Genomic DNA, 20,908 nt, shown 5'->3' on the forward strand with positions numbered 1-20,908 from the left:
TATATTGAAACAATCCTGAGCCAAGTGTTTGATCAGGGCAGCTTTCCTGCAAAAGAGTAACTCCTCATGTGTTTCCTTTAACCCATTTCAATTTGTAAATAGGTCTGTCTAAGGACATCTCAAATTGTCGTAAATCAAAAGAACCATGTCCAAATACCGCTTGACATGATACGTATTGTATCGTAAATTGGACGTATGGAGTTACAAAATGTATCATTTGGAATATTTTAAGTATCTCCTTGTTGCCTGGACCATATACCTGTGAGAAGGAAGTGGAGGCAGTCCATGTAGGCTAATCCATTCTAAAGGAATGAAACCATGTATTCAATAATTCAGGAATGGGCTGATATGAAATTAAATGTCCATATGTACATTCAGGAGTTTCACGGGAAAATGGTAGACCGCAAAAGACGCCCTGTTCTGTTACTTGGAATGGACACTCAAGCAATCACCTTCCTGAGCGACCTGAACTTGCCGGTATCATCAGAAATGCTCATTGGTTTGGATGTTGAAGATCAACATGTATGTGTACGACTTCACGCAAGGTTGCAATGGAAACAGCCCTTCGGAGAGCTCACAATGTATCATTCAAACTTGCATATTCAGCACGAACAGAAACTATATATAACTGGACAGTTAAACACAATGCTTACTGAAGTTCAGTTTCCCGCGGTTTCCCGTTTTCAGTATGAAAAGGCAACAGAACAAAAGGCTCTGCAAGAACCCTATCATTACATTGATTTCACCATATAATTCCAAGTCGATTCTTAACATTTTCTGAACAAAACATGTACTTAACGCCATTTTACTATATTTCATAGCGTTATGCATTAGTTCTTTAACACCAAAAGCATTTGCGCAATGAATAAAGGGGCGAGGGGGCTCATACTATTTCAGGAAGTTTGGATATGGTTGAAATGCACTGCCACATATTATCGGGCCTAGATGATGGTCCTGTTCGAATGGAGCAGTCCGTTGCGATGGCTGAGAAGGCGGCAGCCTCAGGAATTACCTCCATTATTGCTACTCCGCATCACCTGAACGGGCAATACAACAATGAACCGATGGTGGTCAATCAGGCCGTGAACCTGCTCCATGCAGAACTTCGCAAACGTAACATTCGCCTGGAGATCCGTCCCGGACAGGAGATCAGGGTGCATGACAACCTGATTGGAGACTTATATGCAGGAAAGTGCTGCACACTCGCCGGAAGTCGTTACATGTTGCTGGAACTACCCTTTGGTCATATTCCCTCACAGTTCCCCAGGATACTGCATGAATTACGAATAGCGGGAATTACCCCTATTATTGCTCATCCGGAACGTAATCGTGTCATTTTGAAGAAGCCAAAGTTGTTGGCTGATTACTTGAGTCAAGGCGGACTATGTCAGCTTACCGCTCAATCTTTCACTGGGCTTTTCGGACGGAAAGTTCGGCAGTGGTGTTTTCATTTTTGCAAAGAAAACGGGTTTCATTTCATTTCATCAGATGCACATGATACGTGCAAAAGGACATTTGCCATAAGTGAAGGAGAGCGGGCCATCGAGCGTCGATTTGGAGCTGAAGCCGTTAAAAGGCTGGCAGAGAATGCGTCGCATATTCTATCGAATTCGTGTCTGGTCACAGAACGCTGGAAACCTCGCAAATGGCTACTGTCCATCTGGTAGTTACATAGGATAGATCACAACGTATAGGAGGAATGAAAGTGGAACTGAAAGGATATTTTCGACTCTTACAAAAGAAACTGTGGTTGATTGTTGCAATTGCTTTGATAGCCGGTGTGGGTGCAGGGGTCAAAAGCATTTTCTTCACCCAGCCCATCTATGAGGCAAGTTCCAAACTGATCGTGAACCAGACCTCTAACGTTCAAGGCCAGGCGATGATGGACTTCAGCATGATACAAACCAATATCAAACTCATTAACTCATACAGAGAAATTATTAAATCTTCCGCCATTATGGATAAAGTCGCTACCACGTATCCGGACCTAGGCTTAACCTCTGCTCAGCTCATGAATAGCACTTCCGTCTCTACAGCCAGCGAATCCCAAGTGATGAGCATAACTGTACAAGGGACTACCTACGAAAAAGCCGCAAAAACGGTCAATGCCATCTCCAACGTGTTCCAATCTCAAATCCCCCTAATCATGAAAATCGATAATGTGGCTATCCTCAGTGAAGCAAAAGTGGATAGTAACGCATCTCCAATTAATATGAAAACCACATTAAGCATCATTGTCAGTCTGTTCGCAGGTCTTGTGCTCGCGATTGCACTCGTATTCCTGCTGGATTATCTGGATGACACATTCAAATCCGAAGCTGAACTTGAAAAAGAGCTGGGCCTGCCTGTGCTTACAGTGATATCCAAAATGAAAAAAGATGATCTGAAAAATACGAAAAATTACGTATCTCAACAGAAAGTGGGGGATGGCAAATATGTCGCGGCAAACCAATGAAAATAACAGTCTGGTGACCTATTTTAACTCCAAATCTCAAATCTCGGAGGGATACCGTAAATTACGGACGAACATCCAGTTCTCCTCAATCGACAGTCATATCAAAAAAATCATGGTGGCTTCCGCTGAATCCGGCGAAGGCAAGACCACAACCATTAGCAACCTGGCGGTAACCTATGCCCAGGAAGGCAAAAAAGTTCTGCTGATCGATGCGGATCTGCGTAATCCTTCATTGCACCAGGTGTTTTCCGTACCCAATCATATCGGTCTGAGTAGTGTGCTGTCTAATCAGTACAGTGTGGAAGACGTGCTTAGAGAGAGTTATATCGACAATCTCCAATTGTTCACTTCTGGCCCAATTCCGCCGAACCCTTCCGAGATGATCGGTTCCAACCGGATGAAAAGGCTGATTGAGAAGTTAGAGGATCAATATGATGTCATCATGTTTGATACACCGCCTGTGCTCGCGGTAACGGATGCACTCATTGTGAGTTCGCTGTGTGATGGTGTGCTGCTGGTCGTGAACTCGGGCAAGGTCAAGAAGGAATTGGTGAAGAAGACCAAGGCTGCTCTAGAGCATGTGAATGCACGAATTCTGGGCGCAATCCTGAACAATATCAAAAACGCTGCAGTTCCGGTGGGCTACGGAGAGAAGTAAACCTTCCATCCAATGCTCCCAAGTAAACAGGTAATGTCTACTGCACCTTTATCACTGTAGGCACTCGGTCATGCTGTGGGTTCAATGAACCTTAGACGTTAATCGTCGAAGGTATGACGTGAGGACGGGTTAGATGCCCTGGTTCAACTTTTATCAAACTAAAAAAAAAGAGGATAGGGTGGTATTTATGAAAAAAGTGAGAAAAGCAATCATTCCTGCAGCTGGACTAGGTACACGATTTTTGCCAGCCACAAAAGCGATGCCCAAAGAAATGCTCCCTATTGTGGACAAACCAACTATACAGTATATCGTTGAGGAAGCCATTGCCTCTGGAATCGAAGACATCATCATCGTAACGGGTAAAGGGAAGCGGGCAATTGAAGATCATTTCGACAACGCTTTTGAATTGGAACATAACTTGCTGGAAAAAGGGAAACTGGGCTTGCTTGAAGAGGTCCGCAAATCTTCTAACGTGGATATCCACTACATAAGACAAAAAGAGGCCAAAGGACTTGGTCATGCTGTCTGGTGTGCACGTAACTTTATCGGTGACGAACCTTTTGCCGTGTTGCTCGGAGATGACATCGTCGTATCGGAAGTTCCATGCACCAAACAATTGATTGATCAATATGATCAGGTTCAACATTCCATTGTTGGCGTACAAACCGTACTTGCTGAACAAACAGACAGATACGGCATTGTAGACCCGCTTCAATCGGATGGCCGTTTGACAGAGGTTCTCAGGTTCGTAGAGAAACCTGCCCAAGGCACAGCGCCTTCCAACCTGGCGATCATGGGGAGATACGTACTGAGTCCAGAGATTTTCGAACATCTGGAGCAACAAGAGATTGGTCAAGGGGGAGAAATTCAATTAACAGATGCGATTCAGCGCTTAAATGAGACACAAGGAGTGTATGCTTACGATTTCGAGGGAGTACGTTATGACGTGGGCGAGAAACTGGGATTCATTTTGACAACCATCGACTTCGCTTTGCAAAAACAGGAACTTAGAATTCCAATGCTGCAAGCTCTGCAACAGATTCTGGAAAAAGAGTCGGTAGAACATGTAGCCGGGGGGGAGTTTGAATGAGTCCATCTCCCCAAACGAAGGAAGCGGAGATCGTTATGGACCCAAGTCTGGGGTACAATGCATCAACGATGTCAGGACAAAATGCGGATAAAGTGTATCTATTTATGAAAAGAATGCTCGATTTGCTGGGTTCTTTCATAGGTTTGATCATTTTGTGCCCCTTGTTTGCGGTCATCGGATTACTGATCAAAATTGAGGCCCCGCAGGGGTCTGTTTTTTTTCGTCAGGTACGGGTCGGACAGAATGGAAAAGAGTTTCATATGTACAAATTCAGGTCCATGGTTGCGAATGCAGAAGATCTGCTGGAACAACTGATTGATCAGAATGAAGTGAACGGGAATATGTTCAAAATGAAAAATGATCCCCGCATTACCCGGATTGGCAAGTTCATTCGGAAAACCAGTCTGGATGAGCTGCCTCAGTTGTGGAACGTGTTCAGAGGAGAGATGAGTCTCGTTGGACCCAGACCGGCTCTGCCCAGAGAAGTGAAGAACTACACTTCCTATGACAGACAACGTCTTCAGATGATCCCGGGATGTACGGGATTATGGCAAGTCAGCGGTCGAAATAGTGTTGGTTTTGAGGAAATGGTGGAGCTGGATCTGACGTATGCCCGTGAGCGCAGCATGATGGTGGACATCAAAATTATCTTCAGAACGTTCAAGGTGCTGGTAGGTTCGAAGGATGCGTTTTGAAACACGATTCTGGCTTTGAGGTGGCATAGCAGATATGCAAAAGACCGGTATACTTGCTGCATTAAATATGAAGTCGTTTAATATCATTCTTTTTTCGCTGGTAATTGTCTTCGCAGCAATCTATCTTCCGCTAGTCTCGGTTGTTGCACTTATAGCTGTGATTCTGCTGGGCGTTTATATTAAACAGCCCAGCTGGATTTTTATGATTCTCATCGTAAGTTTTTCATTGTCCATTGACAAAATATTTAGCATTCATCTGGCAGGACTGGATTCGCTGTCCTTCTACAAGCTGGCGATTCTGGGTTTTGTCGTCTCTCTTTTTCTACGCTTTGGTATTCGCAAAGAGTTGATATATCCTGCACTGGCGATTGGTTTTTTATTTGTGGAGAGTTATTTTCTATCTGATCTGCCCAGTAAGGTTAGTCCGCTCGATCCATTCAAGGCCTTTCTGGGAGTCATTGTTCCTTTTTTGTTGCTGATGCCCCATTTTTCAAGAGAGATCAGTCAACGAATTATACGTGTACTCGCATGGTTGCCGCTGTTCAGTCTTGCTGGTGGTTATATTCTGCAACTCGCCGGCATATTGTCCATTACTAACCTGGAGATGTCGGGAGTAACCCGGTTACAGGGTGCTAACATCGCCGCGCATCTGGCCATGTTGTGTTTTATCTCCATCTGCGTCTGTCTGATTCAGATCAAGCAAGGCCATCAGGTTGTTCTGTATTACATGCTTACCTTGACACATCTGGTCATTCTGGTCCAGACGGGAACAAGGGGGCCCCTTATTGCGCTTATTCCGATTATTCTGGTCTATCTCTTTGATCAACTGAAAGCCTTCATCAAAGGCAGAGTCAGTGCCATTATTCCTCTTATTCTGTTCGTTGTCGCTGTGGCCTATATGGTGATTGCGCAGTGGGACAATTATGAGATGAGGTCAGAGAGCAAAGGCCTGTCGGGAAGGGATGTAGCCTGGAATTATTTTATTGGCAAAGCAAATGAGTATCCGATATTTGGACGTGGACTCGGCTCAACTCTCGTAGCGAATGATGGAAGTATTTTTTCCGGCTTCGTTGTTCCGCATAATGAATACATTCGTTTTTATTACGATGGCGGGTTAGTTGGAGCCATCCTGTTGTTTCTATCGCTGCTGCTGGTGTTTCGGGCTGTTTACTTCCGATTGGGCGGCATGATCCGGTTGTATTTTGCCGGTATGATTATCGGTTTCCTGACCTATTCCTTTTTTGACAATACCCTGTCCACGGTTCATCTGATTGCTCCATTCTGTATCTTCCTGAACGTGTTATATGCTACGGGAAATGGAGTCCATTCCAAGTCAGGGGCTGAAGCAGAAGTGGATATACAGATACAGCGAGCCAAGGACGTATCCTTTTCAAAGGAGATTAGAACATGAAGGTCTGTTTGATCAGTTCTACAGGCGGCCATTTTGATGAATTAACCAAAATTATACCTGCGGTTGAAGAACATGATTATTTCCTGATTACCGAGAAAAATAAAAGCAGAAAAGTAGAATCGTCTCAGGGCAAAGTATACTTCTTAATGCAGCAAGAGCGTAAAAATGCGATGTTCTTGCTAATCTTTGTGGCTAATATTATCAAATCGTTTTTTCTATATCTGCGTGAGCGTCCAAAGGTGATCATTACAACAGGGGCGGGAGCCACATACCCTTTTTGCCTCATTGGTAAAATCTTCGGTGCCAAGCTGATTTATATCGAAAGTTATGCCAAAATCTATTCCTCCAGCGCAACCGGGAGATTGATGTACAAAATCTCGGATGAGTTCTTCATCCAATGGGAAACGTTGCAGGATAGCTATCCCAATGCGAAGTACAGGGGGGCTTTATTTTGATATTTGCTATCGTTGGAACCCAGCGTTTTCCCTTCAATCGGATGTTTGAGCTTATTGATGAGGCGATTGAGGCAGGAATTATTGAAGAAGAGGTTGTTGCCCAATCCGGATATACCGAGTATCAGCCGCGAAATTTCACTGTGATTCCTTTCCTCACGCAGGAAGAGATGAATGAATATGTGGAGCGCAGCAGATGCATTATTTCTCATGCGGGTGTTGGCTCCATCACAAATTGTCTTGAACGTGGCAAGCCGGTTATTGTCATTCCACGCCGGAAAGAATGGGGCGAGCATGTGGATGACCATCAGCTTGAGATCTCCAAAGTTTTTCAGGAAAACGGCTATGTGGCCGTCGCGGAGAGTCGGGCTGAATTGCAAAATTTGGTTCCTTGCATAGAGGAGCTGACGTTCCAGCCCTATGTGAGAAAACAGTCTGATCTGATCTTATCCATTAAAAATTACGTGAATAGTCTATAAGAGGTATGAAGATTAACCATGAAAAAAAGGAGTCTATCATGAAACCAAAAGTATTGGTTGTTGGATCATCCTTGAAGGATATGGGCGGAATTGTGAGTGTCATCAAAAACATTGAGGATTCCTCCATCTCGGAAATGTATGCCATGCAGCGGGTCGAAACGTACATCACGGGCAGCGTGTTATCACGGCTGCTTATTTTTATACGGGGATTCATGCAATTCTGGATGAAACTGTACACGTTTAAGCCGGATATCGTGCATATTCATATGGCGAACAATGGGAGCTTTTATCGGAAGTCTCTATTTCTGCTAACCGCACGAAAGTTGTTTCGAAAGTCAGTCATTCTGCATATACATGCGGCCAGCTTTGATGATTTCTACAATCAATTTGCTCTGCAGCGCAATTATTGTCATTACATTCTGAATCAGGCAGACAAGTTGATTGTCTTGTCCCAGACGTGGAAAGAATACTTTGCTACGATTGTTCCGGAGACAGCCATTGAGGTTCTTTATAACGGGGTCTTTGTCAAAGAACCGTTTGTAAGAGAACAACAAACAGCCGTTAATGCTCTGTTCATGGGCAGACTGGGTGAGCGAAAAGGAGTCTATGATCTGCTTCAGTCCATTCAGCAATTGAAGGCGCTAGGCGTTACAGCTACCTTTAATCTGGCAGGGGATGGCGAAGTCGAAGAAGTCAAAGCAATCGTGCAGCAGTATGGAATAGAGGATCGTGTCAATGTACTCGGCTGGATTAACGGAGAGCAAAAGGAAAAGCTGATGCGGGAAGCGGATCTACTGGTCCTGCCTTCTTATCATGAGGGATTACCTATGGCCATACTTGAAGCAATGAATTGTGGCTTGCCCATTATATCGACCACCGTCGGAGGCATCCCCGAAGTGATTACATCCGGTCATAATGGGCTGTTAATCGAGCCGGGAGATGTGCACGGGCTGACATCAGCGCTGGAATATCTCATCACGGATGAAGAGGTTAGAGCAAGAATGGGTTCACATAACAGAGAGATTATATCGGATAAGTTCGATATGAATCTTCTCGTGGGCAGATTATCAGGAATATATGATGCACTTCAAGTGAAGGTATCCTAGTGAACAGGAAAAGGTGATGAAATGAACCCCTTGGTATCTTGCATCATTACGACCCATAACCGGGCCGATTTATTGAAAAATGCGTTGAGAAGTGTACGTGAGCAAACACATCCGTATCTGGAGATTTTCATTGTGGATGATGGTTCAGAAGATCAGACGCCAGAGATCTGTCAGGCTTGGACCCGGGAAGATTCACGGATTCGGTACATCCGAGTTCCATATCCCAAAGGAGCCAACCATGCACGGAATGTAGGGATATCCCAAGCCAATGGCAAGTACATTGCCTTCCTGGATGATGATGATGAATGGATGCCTGACAAAATAAAAACCCAGGCGGAAGTGTTGGAGCGTTCACAGGAATCATTCACCTTTTGCAGCAAGTATCTCGCATACACGAATGAGCAGCATCAGGTGGTCAAACGGAAATTGTCAGTGGAACCTCGCGATGTTATCCGGTATGAGGATCTGCTTACATTCAACTGGATTGGGGAAACGTCCAAAATCATGGTACTTACCTCACTGGCCCGTGAAGTTCGATTCGATGAAAATCTGACATCCGCTCAGGATTATGATTTTTATCTGCGTATATTGAAACGAGGCTACATCGCCGTGAATGTGAAAGAACCGCTGGTGGATATCAACATCCATAGTGGTCCACGAATTTCAACCTCTACAACGGCCAAGTACAAGGGCCAACGCAAGATTATTTTGAAATACTACAATGACATGTCCAAGGAACAGAAGCGCCGTCAGTTACACCATTATCGAATGCTCGAATGGTCGAGAAATACACTTCGCAATAACGTTTATTTGAAAAAAGCACTATCGCTGTACCCTTGGTGGAAAGATTGGGTACTGCTCAAGCGTAATACCAAAATTATGATGCAAGGATTTCTAATGAGATTTCATGCAAGGCGCGCAGTTGGAACGTATACAGAGGAACCTGTGCGAATGAAACTAAAGTAAGAGGTGCCTGGATGGAAAATCCGACGGTGTATATGCTGCCCAAGATGATTGAAAACAATAAATTCAATGAGCTGTTATCCGATTCCATTGAGAACAAGGGATGGGAAGTGAAACAGTTTACCAAAAGAGATCTAATCAAACTGAAAAAAAATGATGTGCTGCATTTTCATTGGCCCAGCTTCTATTACAGAGGTTCATCCCTGCTGGCAACAGTGATCAAATCCATTCTGTATGTATTGATGATTTGTTTTGCACGTTTGCGCGGGGCCAAATTGTTCTGGACGGTGCATAACATCTGGCCACACAACAGCGGCAAGACGCGGTTCGATTATTGGATGAGAAAAATACTGGTCCAAAATTGCTCCAAGCTGATTGTCATGGGTAAACCCTTGATCTCGGAGATCTGTTCAACATTCGGGATTGATTCCAGCCGGATCGAGGTCATTCCGCATGGACATTACAAGGGAGTGTATCAGGGTAAAGGCGTGAATATCCGCTCCCGGTTTGGCATCCCGGAGGATAGTTATGTGTATGCGTTCTTCGGTCAGGTGTCGCCGTACAAGGGCGTGGATGATTTGCTGGAGGCATTCAAGGATCTGGATTCCGAACAAGCCCATCTGTTGATTGCCGGCAAAAAGGTAAAGGATTATGACCTTGGAGATGAATTTCTCAAGAGTGGACATATTCATACTCATTTTCATTTCATCGAAGATGATGAATATTCGGATTATTTTGATGCAGTCGATTCGATCATTCTTCCATACAAGCAAATTGCCACTTCAGGCAGTGCGATTCTGGCATTGACCTTCTGTAAACCGGTGGTGGCACCACGGATTGGATTGTTGGAGGAATATCTGCCTGAAGATTGTGCCGTGCTCTACGAACCTTCCGATCCGGATGGATTGCTTAAAGCGATGAATATGATCCGGTTAAAACAATCGGAGTTTCAGGAAGGCAGTGGTTTTGTCAAAGCGTTGGAGCGGCTGGATTGGCCAGTGATTGCCCAAAGGACACTTACCCTGTACTCCAGTTAGTGCAGATGAACGGGTGGACCTAATTGAAAAATATGGGGATGAAATGATGAAGGTAACCGTCGCGATCTGTACGTATAACCGTGCACAGGATGCGGTAGAGGCCATACGAAGTGCAATACAACAGAATTACGCAAGCAGCGACTATGAGATCATACTCATTGATAACAATTCAAAAGACAATACACGGGAAGTCGTGCTTCAAACCATCTTGCAGCATGAGAACCATTCGATCCGTTATGTGTTGGAAGAAAAGCAAGGCTTGTCTGTCGCCCGTAACCGGGCCATTCACGAGGCACGTGGCGAGTATATCCTTTTCCTTGACGATGATGCCTTTGCTTGCAGGGACTGGATTCACCAGATCGTTAGTGTGTTTGAGATGAATGAAAATATCGGTTGTGTTGGTGGCAAGATTGACCCGATCTGGGAAGTGCCTGAGCCAATGTGGATTCCACCGGAGAACAGGTCGCTGTTCACCATTCTGGATTTTGCAGATGAAGTCACTGAAATGAAAAGTCCTTATATTCCATTTGGTGCAAATGTGGCTTTTCGTTTATCCGTCTTTGATCAACTGGCTCCCTTCCGTGAAGATCTTGGAAGAGTGGGGAACAACCTCCTCTCCAGCGAAGAGAGTGAGTTAATTGCAAGAATACGGACAAAGTTCAAGGTATATTACACGCCGTATGGCGCGGTACAACATAAAGTAGCCAAAGAGCGAACGACAAAGAACTGGTTTCTGCGCCGAATCTATTGGCAAGGTGTGAGTGATGCTATTCGGGATCAGGATCGTGGTGTTGTGCGTACGGCCAAACATGGCATCAAGCTTGCACAGGGGATCACAACCTCACTGATCTACATTTATAATGCAGATCGGTTCACACGTCAGCTTGCCAAAGTATGTTACCGAAACGGCATGATTGTTGGGTCGCTTCGTCAAAACAGTAAGGGATGAGGATCGCTATGGCGCAAGTTGCACTTCGCAAAGTATTCAGAGGAAACGGCTTAATGAGTGCCATATTTCAGACAAGTGGAACCAATCTGCTGGTCATGACACTGACGATGTTGTCTTCCATTTTGACGTCACGCATGTTCGGCGTAGAGGGAAAGGGTGCATTCTCGGCCATCCTGTTCTGGCCAGCACTCTTAACCGGATTGGTCGGATTCGGACTACCAACTTCTATCATTTATAACATCAAACAGAGCGCAACCGAGAAGAGTGCACAGTATGTTCGGTTAAGCTTTCTTTTTCAAGTTCCGGTGTGCATCATCATTGGCATTGTGGCCTGGTTTGGATTACCTTTCTGGCTCTCCAGCTTTCCGCCGGAGGTCGTGCAGATATCCAGATGGTATACGATTGCTACCGTTCCTGTACTTATTGTCATCAATCTCATATCAGCTCTCTCGCAGAGTCGGGAGAAATTCGCTGTATATAATGGTATCCGGTTAATGATCCCCCTGTTTAATGTAGGCGGGCTTTTTGTGTTATGGGGCCTGGGCATGCTGAGCATTCAGCTCGCGGCTGCGATCTATTTTGTAACCAGCTTCTCAGTGGTGGCGTGGGCTATCTATGCCAACCGTAATGAATTGAGACTGAGATGGTTCAAGGATCGGGTGGATCAGAGTTCGGCCAAGAAGCTTTTTGGTTATGGCAGCAGGGTGTATGGTGTTGAATTGTTAGGAACGCTGTATACCCAGTTTGATAAAATCATTATTTTGGCTTTGCTCACCCCGCGTGATTTTGGACTGTATTCCGTCGTATTTGCGTTATCCCGAATCTACAATGCGGTTCAGACGGCGATTAGCAATGTTGTTTTTCCAAAAGTGACTGGATTGCCCCAAGAGCAGATTATTCGAACAGTTGGCAGAGCCTTCCGCATCTCGCTCATGGTCATGATGATCATTGTAATACCCACCATGTTTGTGGGGAACTACCTGATGGGTCTTCTGTTTGGCTCCGAATTTTTGGAAGCGAGCGTAGCATTTTATATTTTGGCTGTGGAATGCATTATTGGTGGTGGCTCCTGGATTCTGGCATCCGCATTTAATGCACTTGGTCGGCCTGGACTTGTGATGATCAGACAGCTCATTGCACTCTCGGTGACGGTGGCTTTGTTCTTTGTATTCACCCCGCTGTGGGGGCTCAACGGAATTGCGATTGCTTTATTGATCGGGTCCATTGTACGAATGGTGGTTACTGTGGCTGCGATGAAGATTGTATTTAAGGTGAAGTTTGCCGCCATGTTCTATGACAAGGAAGATCTGACGTTTCTCTATGAACGGTTAAATAAAAAAAGAAGAAGAGTCACCCAAGGAGGAGATGGAGATGCTGGGCACTAACAATATTCATCCAATGGAAGAGTTGAAGGGACATTTACGTCAGATTTTGAAGGTCATTCCACCGCGTACCGAAATCTATTATTTGGATTACCCGGTGCATAGCAATGGTGGCGACTTGTTGATTATGAAAGGTACTGAGGCTTTCTTCCGGGACAATGATATTCATGTACGTGCCAGATACAGCATTCTGGATTGCCCTTTGTCCCTCAAGGTACCGGAAGGTATAACGATTGTGTTGCACGGGGGAGGTAACTTTGGTGATCTGTACCCTGCCCATCAGAAATTGAGAGAGCGCATGATTGCCCAGCATCCGAATCACCGGATTGTCATTCTGCCTCAGACGATGTTTTACAAGAGTGATATTGAATTGAAAAAGACAGCACAAGTATTCAATCGTCATAAGGATGTACACTTTTTTGTCCGGGATACCTTATCTTATGAGATAGCCAGTAAAGAATTTCAACAAACCAATGTGTATCTATCTCCGGATATGGCGCATCAGTTATGGCCTCTTAAGTCCAAGAGCAAGCCTACTGCAGAGATGTTGTATTTCTTCCGGAAAGACATTGAGAAAACTCAGAATCAGGTGCATTACGAATCCGTCAGTGGATCTAAGGCCACGTTTAAAGACTGGGAGACATTGTACAACCGGGTAGACCGGAAGATCATTCGCATGATTACATCCCGGTTAAAGTCAGGGAAAGGCAGCTCTTTTGCCCGCTGGTTGTGGTACAAATACTCTGATCGGATGGTACATACGGCCATTAAGGAATTCAATCAATACCAAACCATCACGACATCCCGTCTGCATGGACATATTCTGGCCTGTCTCCTGGATCAACCGAACATCCTGCTGGATAATTCATACGGCAAGAACTCGAATTATTATGCAGCTTGGACCAAGAGCAATCCGGCAGGCAGACTGGAATCCAATCAGACCAGCACATATAACAAACCAACCGAGACCGGCAAGGGAGCAAGTACGGTTGTGTTATCGGATGGTGCAGCCCTATGAGAAGTATTCTGTTATCCGGCGGTTCTGGCAAGCGTCTCTGGCCGTTATCCAACGATTCCAGATCCAAGCAATTTCTTAAAGTTCTTCATGGGCCAGAGGGAAATCCGGAATCCATGGTACAGCGGGTATGGGGACAGCTGAATCATGCCGGACTTGCATCAGAGGCGCTTATTGCGACCAGTTTGCCACAGGTGGAGATTCTGACTTCTCAGCTGGGAGACGATGTGAGACTGGTTGTGGAGCCCGAGCGCAGAGATACGTTTCCTGCGATTGCGCTGGCAGCCTCCTATCTGTATTCCGTAGAGAGTGTGAGTCTGAATGAGACGATTGCAGTGTTGCCTGTAGATCCCTTTGTTGAGAAAGAATTCTTCGAAGTGCTGGCAACCTTACCGGAGATGCTTGATAAGTCTGGTGCTGATCTGGCCTTAATGGGAGTTGTGCCCACATACCCGTCAGAGAAGTACGGATACATCATTCCGCAATCCCAATCTTCCAGTGAAAATAACAATGAATACGTGAATGTAGCGAAGTTCCAGGAGAAACCCTGCGAATCCGATGCGGTCCTCATGATTGAGCAGGCCGCATTATGGAATTGCGGGGTTTTTGCTTTTAAACTTGGTTATTTGATTAATCTGCTCATTGAGATGGAACTGCCGATCCAGTATGACGAGATGCTGAAGCAATACGGAAGATTGAACAAGATTAGTTTTGATTACCAGGTTGTCGAGAAGGCAAATCAGATTATTGCTATTCCGTATAACGGCTTCTGGAAAGATCTAGGCACGTGGAACACACTCACGGAAGAGATGGGAAGCTCGGTTGTAGGAAAAGGGTGGATTACGGGAGATTCCCTGAATACCCACCTGGTCAATGAATTGAACATTCCGGTTGCCATATTGGGCTTGTCGGATGTGGTGGTCGCCGTGAGTCCGGATGGCATTCTGGTCAGTGACAAAGAAGCCAGCCCACGGATCAAGGAAATCTTGAAGAACGAGGATCAACGCCCCATGTATGAGGAGCGCAGGTGGGGTTGCTACCGGGTTCTGGATTACACAAGAAACGAAGCTGGCGGCGAGGTTCTCACCAAACGAATCTGCATCAGTGCCGGGAAAAACCTGAGTTATCAATACCATTTGCTTCGCAATGAGGTATGGACGGTTGTATCGGGAACAGGGGAATTGATTCTGAATGGGCAGAGCCGAATGATCGGGCAAGGAGATACGGTGATCATTGACCGGAGTATGCTTCATTCCGTCAGAGCCGTTACGGAACTGGAGATCATTGAAGTACAGATCGGCAGTCAGCTGATTGAGGAAGATATCGTTAGAGTGTCTACCGAATGGCAGGACATTGTTCAGACATATGTGAAGCACGCGTAACCAACACATTAGGACATGGGGGAGATTATGGAATGAATATTACGGTGATTGGCACAGGGTATGTGGGTTTGGTATCGGGCGTATGTTTTTCGGAACTGGGAAATAACGTGATCTGTGTCGACAACAATGTGGAAAAAGTGAATATGTTAATGGACGGTCATGTTCCGATCTATGAACCGGGTCTGAAGGATATCATGAATGCCAATATGAAAGCAGGAAGGCTGTCCTTCACCACCAACATTCAGGATGCTATCAGTCGTTCGGATATCATCATTATCGCGGTGGGTACGCCATCCCTGCCTAATGGCGAAGCAAATCTGAGCTTTATTGAGCTTGTCGCGCGAGAAATAGGTTCTTATATGGATAATTATAAAATAATAATGACTAAAAGCACTGTTCCTGTCGGAACTAATGATCGTATTCAGGAATGGATCAGCAGTTTGACGAATCATCCATTCGACATGGCATCGGTACCGGAGTTCCTGCGAGAAGGTACCGCTGTCCAGGATACGCTCTATCCTGACCGGATAGTCATTGGGACACATAGTGAGCGGGCAGTCGCCACGTTGAAAGAGCTGCATCAGCCATTAACCGATCAGATTATTGTTACGGATATTCGCTCGGCCGAAATGATTAAATATGCATCCAACGCTTTCCTGGCAACCAAGATCTCATTTATCAACGAAATCTCTAACATCTGTGAAAAAGTAGGAGCAGATGTCAGCCGTGTTGCCGAAGGCATGGGCTATGACAGACGAATCGGTGCCTCCTTCCTCAAGGCAGGCATTGGTTACGGAGGTTCCTGTTTCCCTAAGGATACACAAGCTCTGATTCAAATTGCAGGTAATGTGGATTATGACTTCAAACTGCTGAAGTCCGTGGTGGAAGTGAACAAAGATCAACGCTTCAACGTCATTCGTAAACTGGAAGACGCACTAGGCTCACTCGAAGGGAAGGAGATTGCCATCTGGGGGCTCGCTTTCAAACCGGATACCGATGACGTTCGTGATGCTCCGGCGATTGAGATCATTCAACGTTTGCTTGAGCAGGGAGCAGTGATTCGGGCATATGACCCCATCGCTACCGAGAACTTCCGCAAAGAGGTGGATTCCCCATCCATTACGTGGGAAGAGCGTGCCATGAAAGCGGCGGAAGGTGCTGATGCACTCTGTGTTCTGACAGAATGGAAAGAGTTCATGGAGGTTAATCTGACTGATTTGGCAGCGCATATGAATCAACCCATCCTGATTGATGGAAGAAACATCTACGGAGAAGATCAGATTAAAGATACGTCCTTCCAATACTACTCCGTTGGTCGTCCAGGTCTAACCAATATTGATGGAAGAAAAACGGCAGTCATCTAACGGAGGCCATAACATGAGACGCGGGATCAAAATAACATTAGGTGCCATTTCCCTTGTTGCAGTTGTCATGATTGGATATTCTGTGTATCTGTATTCGCATGTTAAATCAGCGGCGGATCAAATGTATGAACCCCGGGAACCCATCAAGCAGGTATCTATTGTAGACCAGCGGGGTGGGGGAGATTTCCCTGTGGACATGGAGAATGAAGAACCTTTTAATGCTTTGATTCTGGGTGTGGATGAACGTTCCAATGATCGGGGGCGCTCCGACACCATGATTGTATTAAGTGTTAATCCTGCGAAAAAATCCGCACTTATGTTTAACATTCCCCGAGATACCAGAACGAATATTGTTGGTCATGGCACGGAGGATAAGATCAACCATGCCTATGCTTTTGGGGGCGTTAACATGTCTGTGCAGACCGTGGAACAATTGCTCAACGTTCCCATACATTACTACATGAAAGTGAATATGGAGGGCTTTGCACAAGTCATCGACATGGTGGGTGGAGTGAATGTGAATAACCCGTTTGCATTTGACTATGAGGGTTACCGGTTCGAGCAAGGGAATATCCATCTGGATGGTGAAGCTGCTTTGGGATTTTCGCGGATGCGTTATGATGATCCGAAGGGAGATCTCGGGCGGAATGACCGCCAGCGGGAGATCATCAAACAAGTGCTGAAAAATACGGTCCAGGTATCCAACGTATTGCAACTGGAGACGTTGCTGGACGAAGTCAGTGCTCACGTCAGAACCGACGTTACCTTTGATGAGATGAAGCAGATGTTCTCCAATTATCGTTCGGTACTGGATCATATTGAATCCGTTGAGATTAAAGGCACGGGCAAGAAAATAGACGGAGTGTATTACTATATCGTGGAACAGTCGGAACGAGACAGGATACATCAGATGATTGAAGAACATTCAAAATGATCGGATAGGGCGGTGAACCAGATGCGTATCTCCAGGCTAATGAAATTGTCCCTGATTGTGCTACTAATGTATATGCTCATGATACCGGCAAGTACAAATTATGTTCAATCAGCTCAAAACTATCAATGGAATAATATACCTATTGGTGGTGGGGGGTACGTTACAGGGTTGGTTATTCATCCGACTGAGCCTGATCTGGTTTACGCTCGAACTGACGTTGGAGGAGTATATCGGTTGGATACAGCTTCAGGAGATTGGGTTCCACTACTGGATCATTTTGGAGATGAGGACAGCAATCTGTACGGCGTGGATGGAATTGCGCTGGATCAGCAAAACCCCAATGTCGTGTATATCGCTGCTGGGAAGTACGGTAACGTGGGACCGAGTGATATTCTGAAATCCACGGATCGGGGAGAGACCTGGACTCGAACCGGACTTAATCTTCGGAATGAATCGAATGGAAATATCCATCGAGCCATGGGAGAGAGCATCGCAGTTAATCCCACGAACTCCAATTACCTGCATGTGGGTACACGATATGATGGATTGTACACTTCCAGTGATGGTGCAGCCACATGGAGCAAGGTATGGGATGTACCTAGCGGACTGTCCGGTGAGGGAATTCGGAGTGTAGCTTATGGATTGAATCCCGTGACAAAGCAAGGTCAAGTTGTGTATGCGGGGGTTCGCGGCATTGGTGTGTATAGCAAAGCACCAAGAAGCAATGGGCAGACCACTTGGCAACTTACCGGGAGAAGTCCCGAATATCCTGCACGTATGACTGTGGCGAAGAACGGGACGTTGTATGTGACCACGGATAATCAGGGCGTCTACAAGTTCAATGGTGTGCAGTGGACGAATATAACACCCAGCTCCAGTTACTCATCTTATTATGGAATCACGATTGATCCCAATAATGATAATCACATCCTGGCAGCCGTTCGAACAGGCGGAGATAATCTGCCACTGTATCGTTCCGTTAATGGCGGACAGAGTTGGACAACAGTTAGCAAAACGCTGGTATCCAAACCGTCTTGGTGGACACCCAACATGTTTTTCTCAGCGACATCCAGTATCAAGTTTGATCCACATAATCCGGGCACCGTATACGCTACAGACTGGTTTGGCGTGTACAAGACGGAAAATATCAATGGTACCAATGGATTGACTGGCAATACAGCGAGTACTTGGGAAGCCATTACCGATGGTCATGAAGAAGTCGTCGCACTCACGGCATCCACACCACCTCAGGGTGTTTCATTCTTCAGTGGTTTAACGGATCAAGTCGGATTTAGACATGAAAATGTAACCGATGTTCCTCTTAATAAAATCCCGCTCTCAGGTATGCGAGAAATTGTGAGTATTGACTATCACGAGGCAAATCCGAATTACATGATATTTCTGGGAAGCAGTGACTGGTATGGTACCACCACACGTTTATTTGTCTCTTCCAATAACGGGGTTACGGTAACTCCAATGAATGTTCCGGCTGGCTCCAAACTGGGGAGGGTCGCCTACTCGGCCATCAATCCAAATGTAATTGTTTATTACCCCCAGACCGGTAATCCGGTCAGAAGCACGAATCGTGGCGCAACATGGCAAAATATGAATGGTGCCCCTTTTCAGGCCATCGGGGGGAATATGGTCTTTGCCTATAATCATCCACTGGCTGCGGATCGCATCAATGGATATAAATTTTATATGTATGCTGCTGGTTATCTGTATCGGTCTACGGATGCAGGTGCCAACTGGTCCAAAGCGAATACGGTTCGCCTTCCGATTAATACGGATATCAATACAAGCTTCATTAAAGTCGAGGCTGCACCTGGCGTGGCGAATAATGTATGGGTGAGTCTGGGAACCGATGGATTATATGCATCAACGAACTCGGGAAATACATTTTCCAAGATCCAGGGTGTTCAGAATTCCAAATTATTTGCCTTTGGTAAAGCTCAGCCCGGCAGATTGGTTCCAGCTGTCTATGTATATGGCACCGTAAATAACGTGCGTGGATTCTTCCGTTCCGATGATATGGGGGTAACCTGGAATAATATAGGTCCTTTAGGTAATGGAATCGGGCTGGGCAATGAACCGCAAATTATGGCGGCAGACCGTCAAATCTATGGTCAGGTATATGTAGGTACAAATGGCAGAGGCATGTATGTTGGATCAATAGAATAACGAGAGAGATATGAAAGTGGTGAAGATCAAAATGATGGAGGAGGGCTCCGGGCGCACGAGACAAAAGCATGTACGAAGAACGTACGGATTTCTCATTGCTCTGCTGTTGATTGTGATCTGGATTCTGGTCATCTGGTCCATGTCCACGCAATCCTCTCAACAGCAAGACATTCAGCCTTGGCTTCATAAATGGTCTCAAAAATTGCACATCGGTTTTACACTTCCTGATGTGCAATTCACTTACGGGGAGTATGAGTATTCGCTGAAGCAGCGGCCGTATGATTTTGCAGAGTTCATCTTTCGCAAGAGTGCGCACTTATTTGTATACGCTGTGCTCGCCGTGCTTGTGTACGGCGGGATGCGGTACAGAAGAACCTCCCTTGTGACCAGTATCGTTTCTGCTCTGGCTGTGGTGTTTGTTATAGCCTCCATTGATGAGTATATTCAGCAGTTCAGCCCGGATCGGACAAGCTCGATACGTGATGTTGGAGTAGACTTGCTCGGCGGCTGCTGTGGGATTGCCATATATGCAGCACTTCAGTCCATGATCCGAAGGATCAGAAAGGGAAAGCGTACTTCCATTCACAGCGAGTGATTTCCCAGGAAATTAGATGTATCGCAACTTCTACTTGTCTGCTATCCATCATAAGTATGGAGTAGGACAAGGAGGACTGGACATGCTGCGAAGAAGGAACCGGAATGCTTTGCTCAAAAAGATCGGGTTCATCGCGATCATTGTATTATTGCTGTGGTTGATTGCCAGAACCATTCCGTATTTGTTTCAGGCAGATACATCGGATGAAGCTGCTGCTGTTGCCGAAGAGTTTTACAAATATGAGCAGACAGGTGACTTCGGCAGTTCGTGGGAACTCTTTCATCCCCTGATGAAAGAGCGGTTTCCCAAGAGTGCTTACGTACAGAACAGAGCACATATATTTATGCAGCATTTTGGCGTGGAAACGTTTGAGCTGGAGATGGAGAAACCAGAGCGCGAGTTCGATGTAACCGTGATTGATGGCGTTAAGCCATTTTCTGAAGCCTACAGAATCCGGGTCACCCAGAAGTACACAGGTACCTTTGGCCAATTCGATATTGTGCAGACCTGTTATCTGGTAGAGGATGGCGATGAGTGGACCTTACTCTGGTATTATCCAAATCAGAAAAATGAGGATACCTCTCAGGTCGACAATAGTGACTAATCAGGAAATAGTATTAACCCATACATTGAACCGAATTGTATCATTTACCTAACATAAGGCTCCATAAATGCGAGACTTTTGTCGCATTTATGGAGCTTTTTTTGTGTTTTTCTTGTTTTTATGGCTTTAAAGCCTTGACATTAGTCCCGGTGTCAA

The 20,908-nt window shown here is 45.6% G+C and carries 21 protein-coding genes; all 21 read left to right on the forward strand.

All coding sequences use genetic code 11. From position 1 onward, the window contains the following. Positions 1 to 348: 348 nt before the first annotated feature. A complete protein-coding gene (locus EL84_RS12815; protein WP_127551237.1) occupies positions 349 to 753 on the forward strand; it encodes a hypothetical protein in 405 nt (134 codons plus the stop codon). Between the two features lie 155 nt (positions 754 to 908). After that, positions 909 to 1,667, forward strand: coding sequence for a tyrosine-protein phosphatase (locus EL84_RS12820; protein WP_036611338.1), 759 nt, complete (start codon positions 909 to 911; stop codon positions 1,665 to 1,667). Between the two features lie 32 nt (positions 1,668 to 1,699). Further along, the gene (locus EL84_RS12825; RefSeq protein WP_235431525.1) at positions 1,700 to 2,455 is read left to right on the forward strand and encodes a YveK family protein; all 756 of its coding nucleotides are present in this window, start codon (positions 1,700 to 1,702) and stop codon (positions 2,453 to 2,455) included. Beyond that, positions 2,436 to 3,113: a CpsD/CapB family tyrosine-protein kinase gene (locus EL84_RS12830; RefSeq protein ID WP_047841967.1), complete on the forward strand. Its 678-nt coding sequence runs from the start codon at positions 2,436 to 2,438 to the stop codon at positions 3,111 to 3,113. Before EL84_RS12825 ends, EL84_RS12830 begins: the two co-directional genes overlap by 20 nt. 187 nt (positions 3,114 to 3,300) lie before the next feature. Next, entirely contained in the window at positions 3,301 to 4,203 is a 903-nt protein-coding gene (gene galU, locus EL84_RS12835; RefSeq protein ID WP_036611572.1) for a UTP--glucose-1-phosphate uridylyltransferase GalU, read from the forward strand. Beyond that, positions 4,200 to 4,898, forward strand: coding sequence for a sugar transferase (locus EL84_RS12840; RefSeq protein ID WP_036668903.1), 699 nt, complete (start codon positions 4,200 to 4,202; stop codon positions 4,896 to 4,898). The genes galU and EL84_RS12840 overlap by 4 nt, the downstream gene beginning before the upstream one ends. A 34-nt stretch (positions 4,899 to 4,932) precedes the next feature. Further along, positions 4,933 to 6,309, forward strand: coding sequence for an O-antigen ligase family protein (locus EL84_RS12845; RefSeq protein WP_053061472.1), 1,377 nt, complete (start codon positions 4,933 to 4,935; stop codon positions 6,307 to 6,309). Continuing rightward, a complete protein-coding gene (gene pssD / locus EL84_RS12850) occupies positions 6,306 to 6,764 on the forward strand; it encodes a PssD/Cps14F family polysaccharide biosynthesis glycosyltransferase (RefSeq protein WP_036668906.1) in 459 nt (152 codons plus the stop codon). Before EL84_RS12845 ends, pssD begins: the two co-directional genes overlap by 4 nt. Beyond that, on the forward strand, positions 6,761 to 7,240 hold the full coding sequence (pssE, locus tag EL84_RS12855) for a PssE/Cps14G family polysaccharide biosynthesis glycosyltransferase (RefSeq protein ID WP_053061473.1): 480 nt from the start codon (positions 6,761 to 6,763) through the stop codon (positions 7,238 to 7,240). The genes pssD and pssE overlap by 4 nt, the downstream gene beginning before the upstream one ends. A 38-nt stretch (positions 7,241 to 7,278) precedes the next feature. Further along, positions 7,279 to 8,346 (forward strand): glycosyltransferase family 4 protein, encoded by a 1,068-nt coding sequence (locus tag EL84_RS12860; RefSeq protein WP_047841968.1) that lies wholly within the window; start codon positions 7,279 to 7,281, stop codon positions 8,344 to 8,346. A 21-nt stretch (positions 8,347 to 8,367) separates the two neighbouring features. Continuing rightward, on the forward strand, positions 8,368 to 9,312 hold the full coding sequence (locus EL84_RS30825) for a glycosyltransferase family 2 protein (protein WP_053061474.1): 945 nt from the start codon (positions 8,368 to 8,370) through the stop codon (positions 9,310 to 9,312). Between the two features lie 11 nt (positions 9,313 to 9,323). Beyond that, the gene (locus EL84_RS12870) at positions 9,324 to 10,346 is read left to right on the forward strand and encodes a glycosyltransferase (protein ID WP_047841969.1); all 1,023 of its coding nucleotides are present in this window, start codon (positions 9,324 to 9,326) and stop codon (positions 10,344 to 10,346) included. Between the two features lie 43 nt (positions 10,347 to 10,389). Then, positions 10,390 to 11,295, forward strand: coding sequence for a glycosyltransferase (locus EL84_RS12875; RefSeq protein ID WP_235431526.1), 906 nt, complete (start codon positions 10,390 to 10,392; stop codon positions 11,293 to 11,295). An 8-nt stretch (positions 11,296 to 11,303) separates the two neighbouring features. Next, complete coding sequence (locus EL84_RS12880; protein ID WP_036668918.1) at positions 11,304 to 12,680, forward strand: lipopolysaccharide biosynthesis protein; 1,377 nt, start codon at positions 11,304 to 11,306, stop codon at positions 12,678 to 12,680. Beyond that, positions 12,667 to 13,695 carry a polysaccharide pyruvyl transferase family protein gene (locus EL84_RS12885; protein WP_047841970.1) on the forward strand — a complete coding sequence of 343 codons (1,029 nt, stop codon included), beginning with the start codon at positions 12,667 to 12,669 and terminating at the stop codon, positions 13,693 to 13,695. The genes EL84_RS12880 and EL84_RS12885 overlap by 14 nt, the downstream gene beginning before the upstream one ends. Then, complete coding sequence (locus EL84_RS12890) at positions 13,692 to 15,074, forward strand: sugar phosphate nucleotidyltransferase (protein WP_047841971.1); 1,383 nt, start codon at positions 13,692 to 13,694, stop codon at positions 15,072 to 15,074. The genes EL84_RS12885 and EL84_RS12890 overlap by 4 nt, the downstream gene beginning before the upstream one ends. A gap of 32 nt (positions 15,075 to 15,106) precedes the next feature. After that, a complete protein-coding gene (locus EL84_RS12895; RefSeq protein WP_047841972.1) occupies positions 15,107 to 16,438 on the forward strand; it encodes a UDP-glucose dehydrogenase family protein in 1,332 nt (443 codons plus the stop codon). A gap of 13 nt (positions 16,439 to 16,451) precedes the next feature. Further along, complete coding sequence (locus tag EL84_RS12900) at positions 16,452 to 17,372, forward strand: LCP family protein (RefSeq protein WP_047841973.1); 921 nt, start codon at positions 16,452 to 16,454, stop codon at positions 17,370 to 17,372. A gap of 21 nt (positions 17,373 to 17,393) precedes the next feature. Next, positions 17,394 to 19,553 carry a hypothetical protein gene (locus EL84_RS12905; protein WP_047841974.1) on the forward strand — a complete coding sequence of 720 codons (2,160 nt, stop codon included), beginning with the start codon at positions 17,394 to 17,396 and terminating at the stop codon, positions 19,551 to 19,553. A gap of 10 nt (positions 19,554 to 19,563) precedes the next feature. After that, positions 19,564 to 20,148 carry a VanZ family protein gene (locus tag EL84_RS12910; protein ID WP_047841975.1) on the forward strand — a complete coding sequence of 195 codons (585 nt, stop codon included), beginning with the start codon at positions 19,564 to 19,566 and terminating at the stop codon, positions 20,146 to 20,148. An 82-nt stretch (positions 20,149 to 20,230) separates the two neighbouring features. Then, complete coding sequence (locus EL84_RS12915; RefSeq protein ID WP_036668926.1) at positions 20,231 to 20,752, forward strand: hypothetical protein; 522 nt, start codon at positions 20,231 to 20,233, stop codon at positions 20,750 to 20,752. The last annotated feature ends 156 nt before the right edge of the window (positions 20,753 to 20,908 follow it).

Origin of the sequence: Paenibacillus sp. VT-400, assembly GCF_001029205.1 — a bacterium.
Classification (GTDB): Bacteria; Bacillota; Bacilli; order Paenibacillales; family Paenibacillaceae; genus Paenibacillus; species Paenibacillus amylolyticus.

Coding starts and splice junctions, on each gene's coding strand:
- EL84_RS12825 (WP_235431525.1), top strand. CDS start 1,700: ATGAAAGTGGAACTGAAAGGATATTTTCGACTCTTACAAAAGAAACTG.
- EL84_RS12915 (WP_036668926.1), top strand. CDS start 20,231: ATGCTGCGAAGAAGGAACCGGAATGCTTTGCTCAAAAAGATCGGGTTC.
- EL84_RS12860 (WP_047841968.1), top strand. CDS start 7,279: ATGAAACCAAAAGTATTGGTTGTTGGATCATCCTTGAAGGATATGGGC.
- EL84_RS12870 (WP_047841969.1), top strand. CDS start 9,324: ATGGAAAATCCGACGGTGTATATGCTGCCCAAGATGATTGAAAACAAT.
- EL84_RS12830 (WP_047841967.1), top strand. CDS start 2,436: ATGTCGCGGCAAACCAATGAAAATAACAGTCTGGTGACCTATTTTAAC.
- EL84_RS12815 (WP_127551237.1), top strand. CDS start 349: ATGAAATTAAATGTCCATATGTACATTCAGGAGTTTCACGGGAAAATG.
- EL84_RS12845 (WP_053061472.1), top strand. CDS start 4,933: ATGCAAAAGACCGGTATACTTGCTGCATTAAATATGAAGTCGTTTAAT.
- EL84_RS12875 (WP_235431526.1), top strand. CDS start 10,390: ATGATGAAGGTAACCGTCGCGATCTGTACGTATAACCGTGCACAGGAT.
- EL84_RS12820 (WP_036611338.1), top strand. CDS start 909: ATGGTTGAAATGCACTGCCACATATTATCGGGCCTAGATGATGGTCCT.
- EL84_RS12905 (WP_047841974.1), top strand. CDS start 17,394: ATGCGTATCTCCAGGCTAATGAAATTGTCCCTGATTGTGCTACTAATG.
- EL84_RS12880 (WP_036668918.1), top strand. CDS start 11,304: ATGGCGCAAGTTGCACTTCGCAAAGTATTCAGAGGAAACGGCTTAATG.
- EL84_RS12910 (WP_047841975.1), top strand. CDS start 19,564: ATGAAAGTGGTGAAGATCAAAATGATGGAGGAGGGCTCCGGGCGCACG.
- pssD (WP_036668906.1), top strand. CDS start 6,306: ATGAAGGTCTGTTTGATCAGTTCTACAGGCGGCCATTTTGATGAATTA.
- EL84_RS12840 (WP_036668903.1), top strand. CDS start 4,200: ATGAGTCCATCTCCCCAAACGAAGGAAGCGGAGATCGTTATGGACCCA.
- galU (WP_036611572.1), top strand. CDS start 3,301: ATGAAAAAAGTGAGAAAAGCAATCATTCCTGCAGCTGGACTAGGTACA.
- EL84_RS12890 (WP_047841971.1), top strand. CDS start 13,692: ATGAGAAGTATTCTGTTATCCGGCGGTTCTGGCAAGCGTCTCTGGCCG.
- EL84_RS12900 (WP_047841973.1), top strand. CDS start 16,452: ATGAGACGCGGGATCAAAATAACATTAGGTGCCATTTCCCTTGTTGCA.
- EL84_RS12885 (WP_047841970.1), top strand. CDS start 12,667: ATGCTGGGCACTAACAATATTCATCCAATGGAAGAGTTGAAGGGACAT.
- EL84_RS12895 (WP_047841972.1), top strand. CDS start 15,107: ATGAATATTACGGTGATTGGCACAGGGTATGTGGGTTTGGTATCGGGC.
- EL84_RS30825 (WP_053061474.1), top strand. CDS start 8,368: ATGAACCCCTTGGTATCTTGCATCATTACGACCCATAACCGGGCCGAT.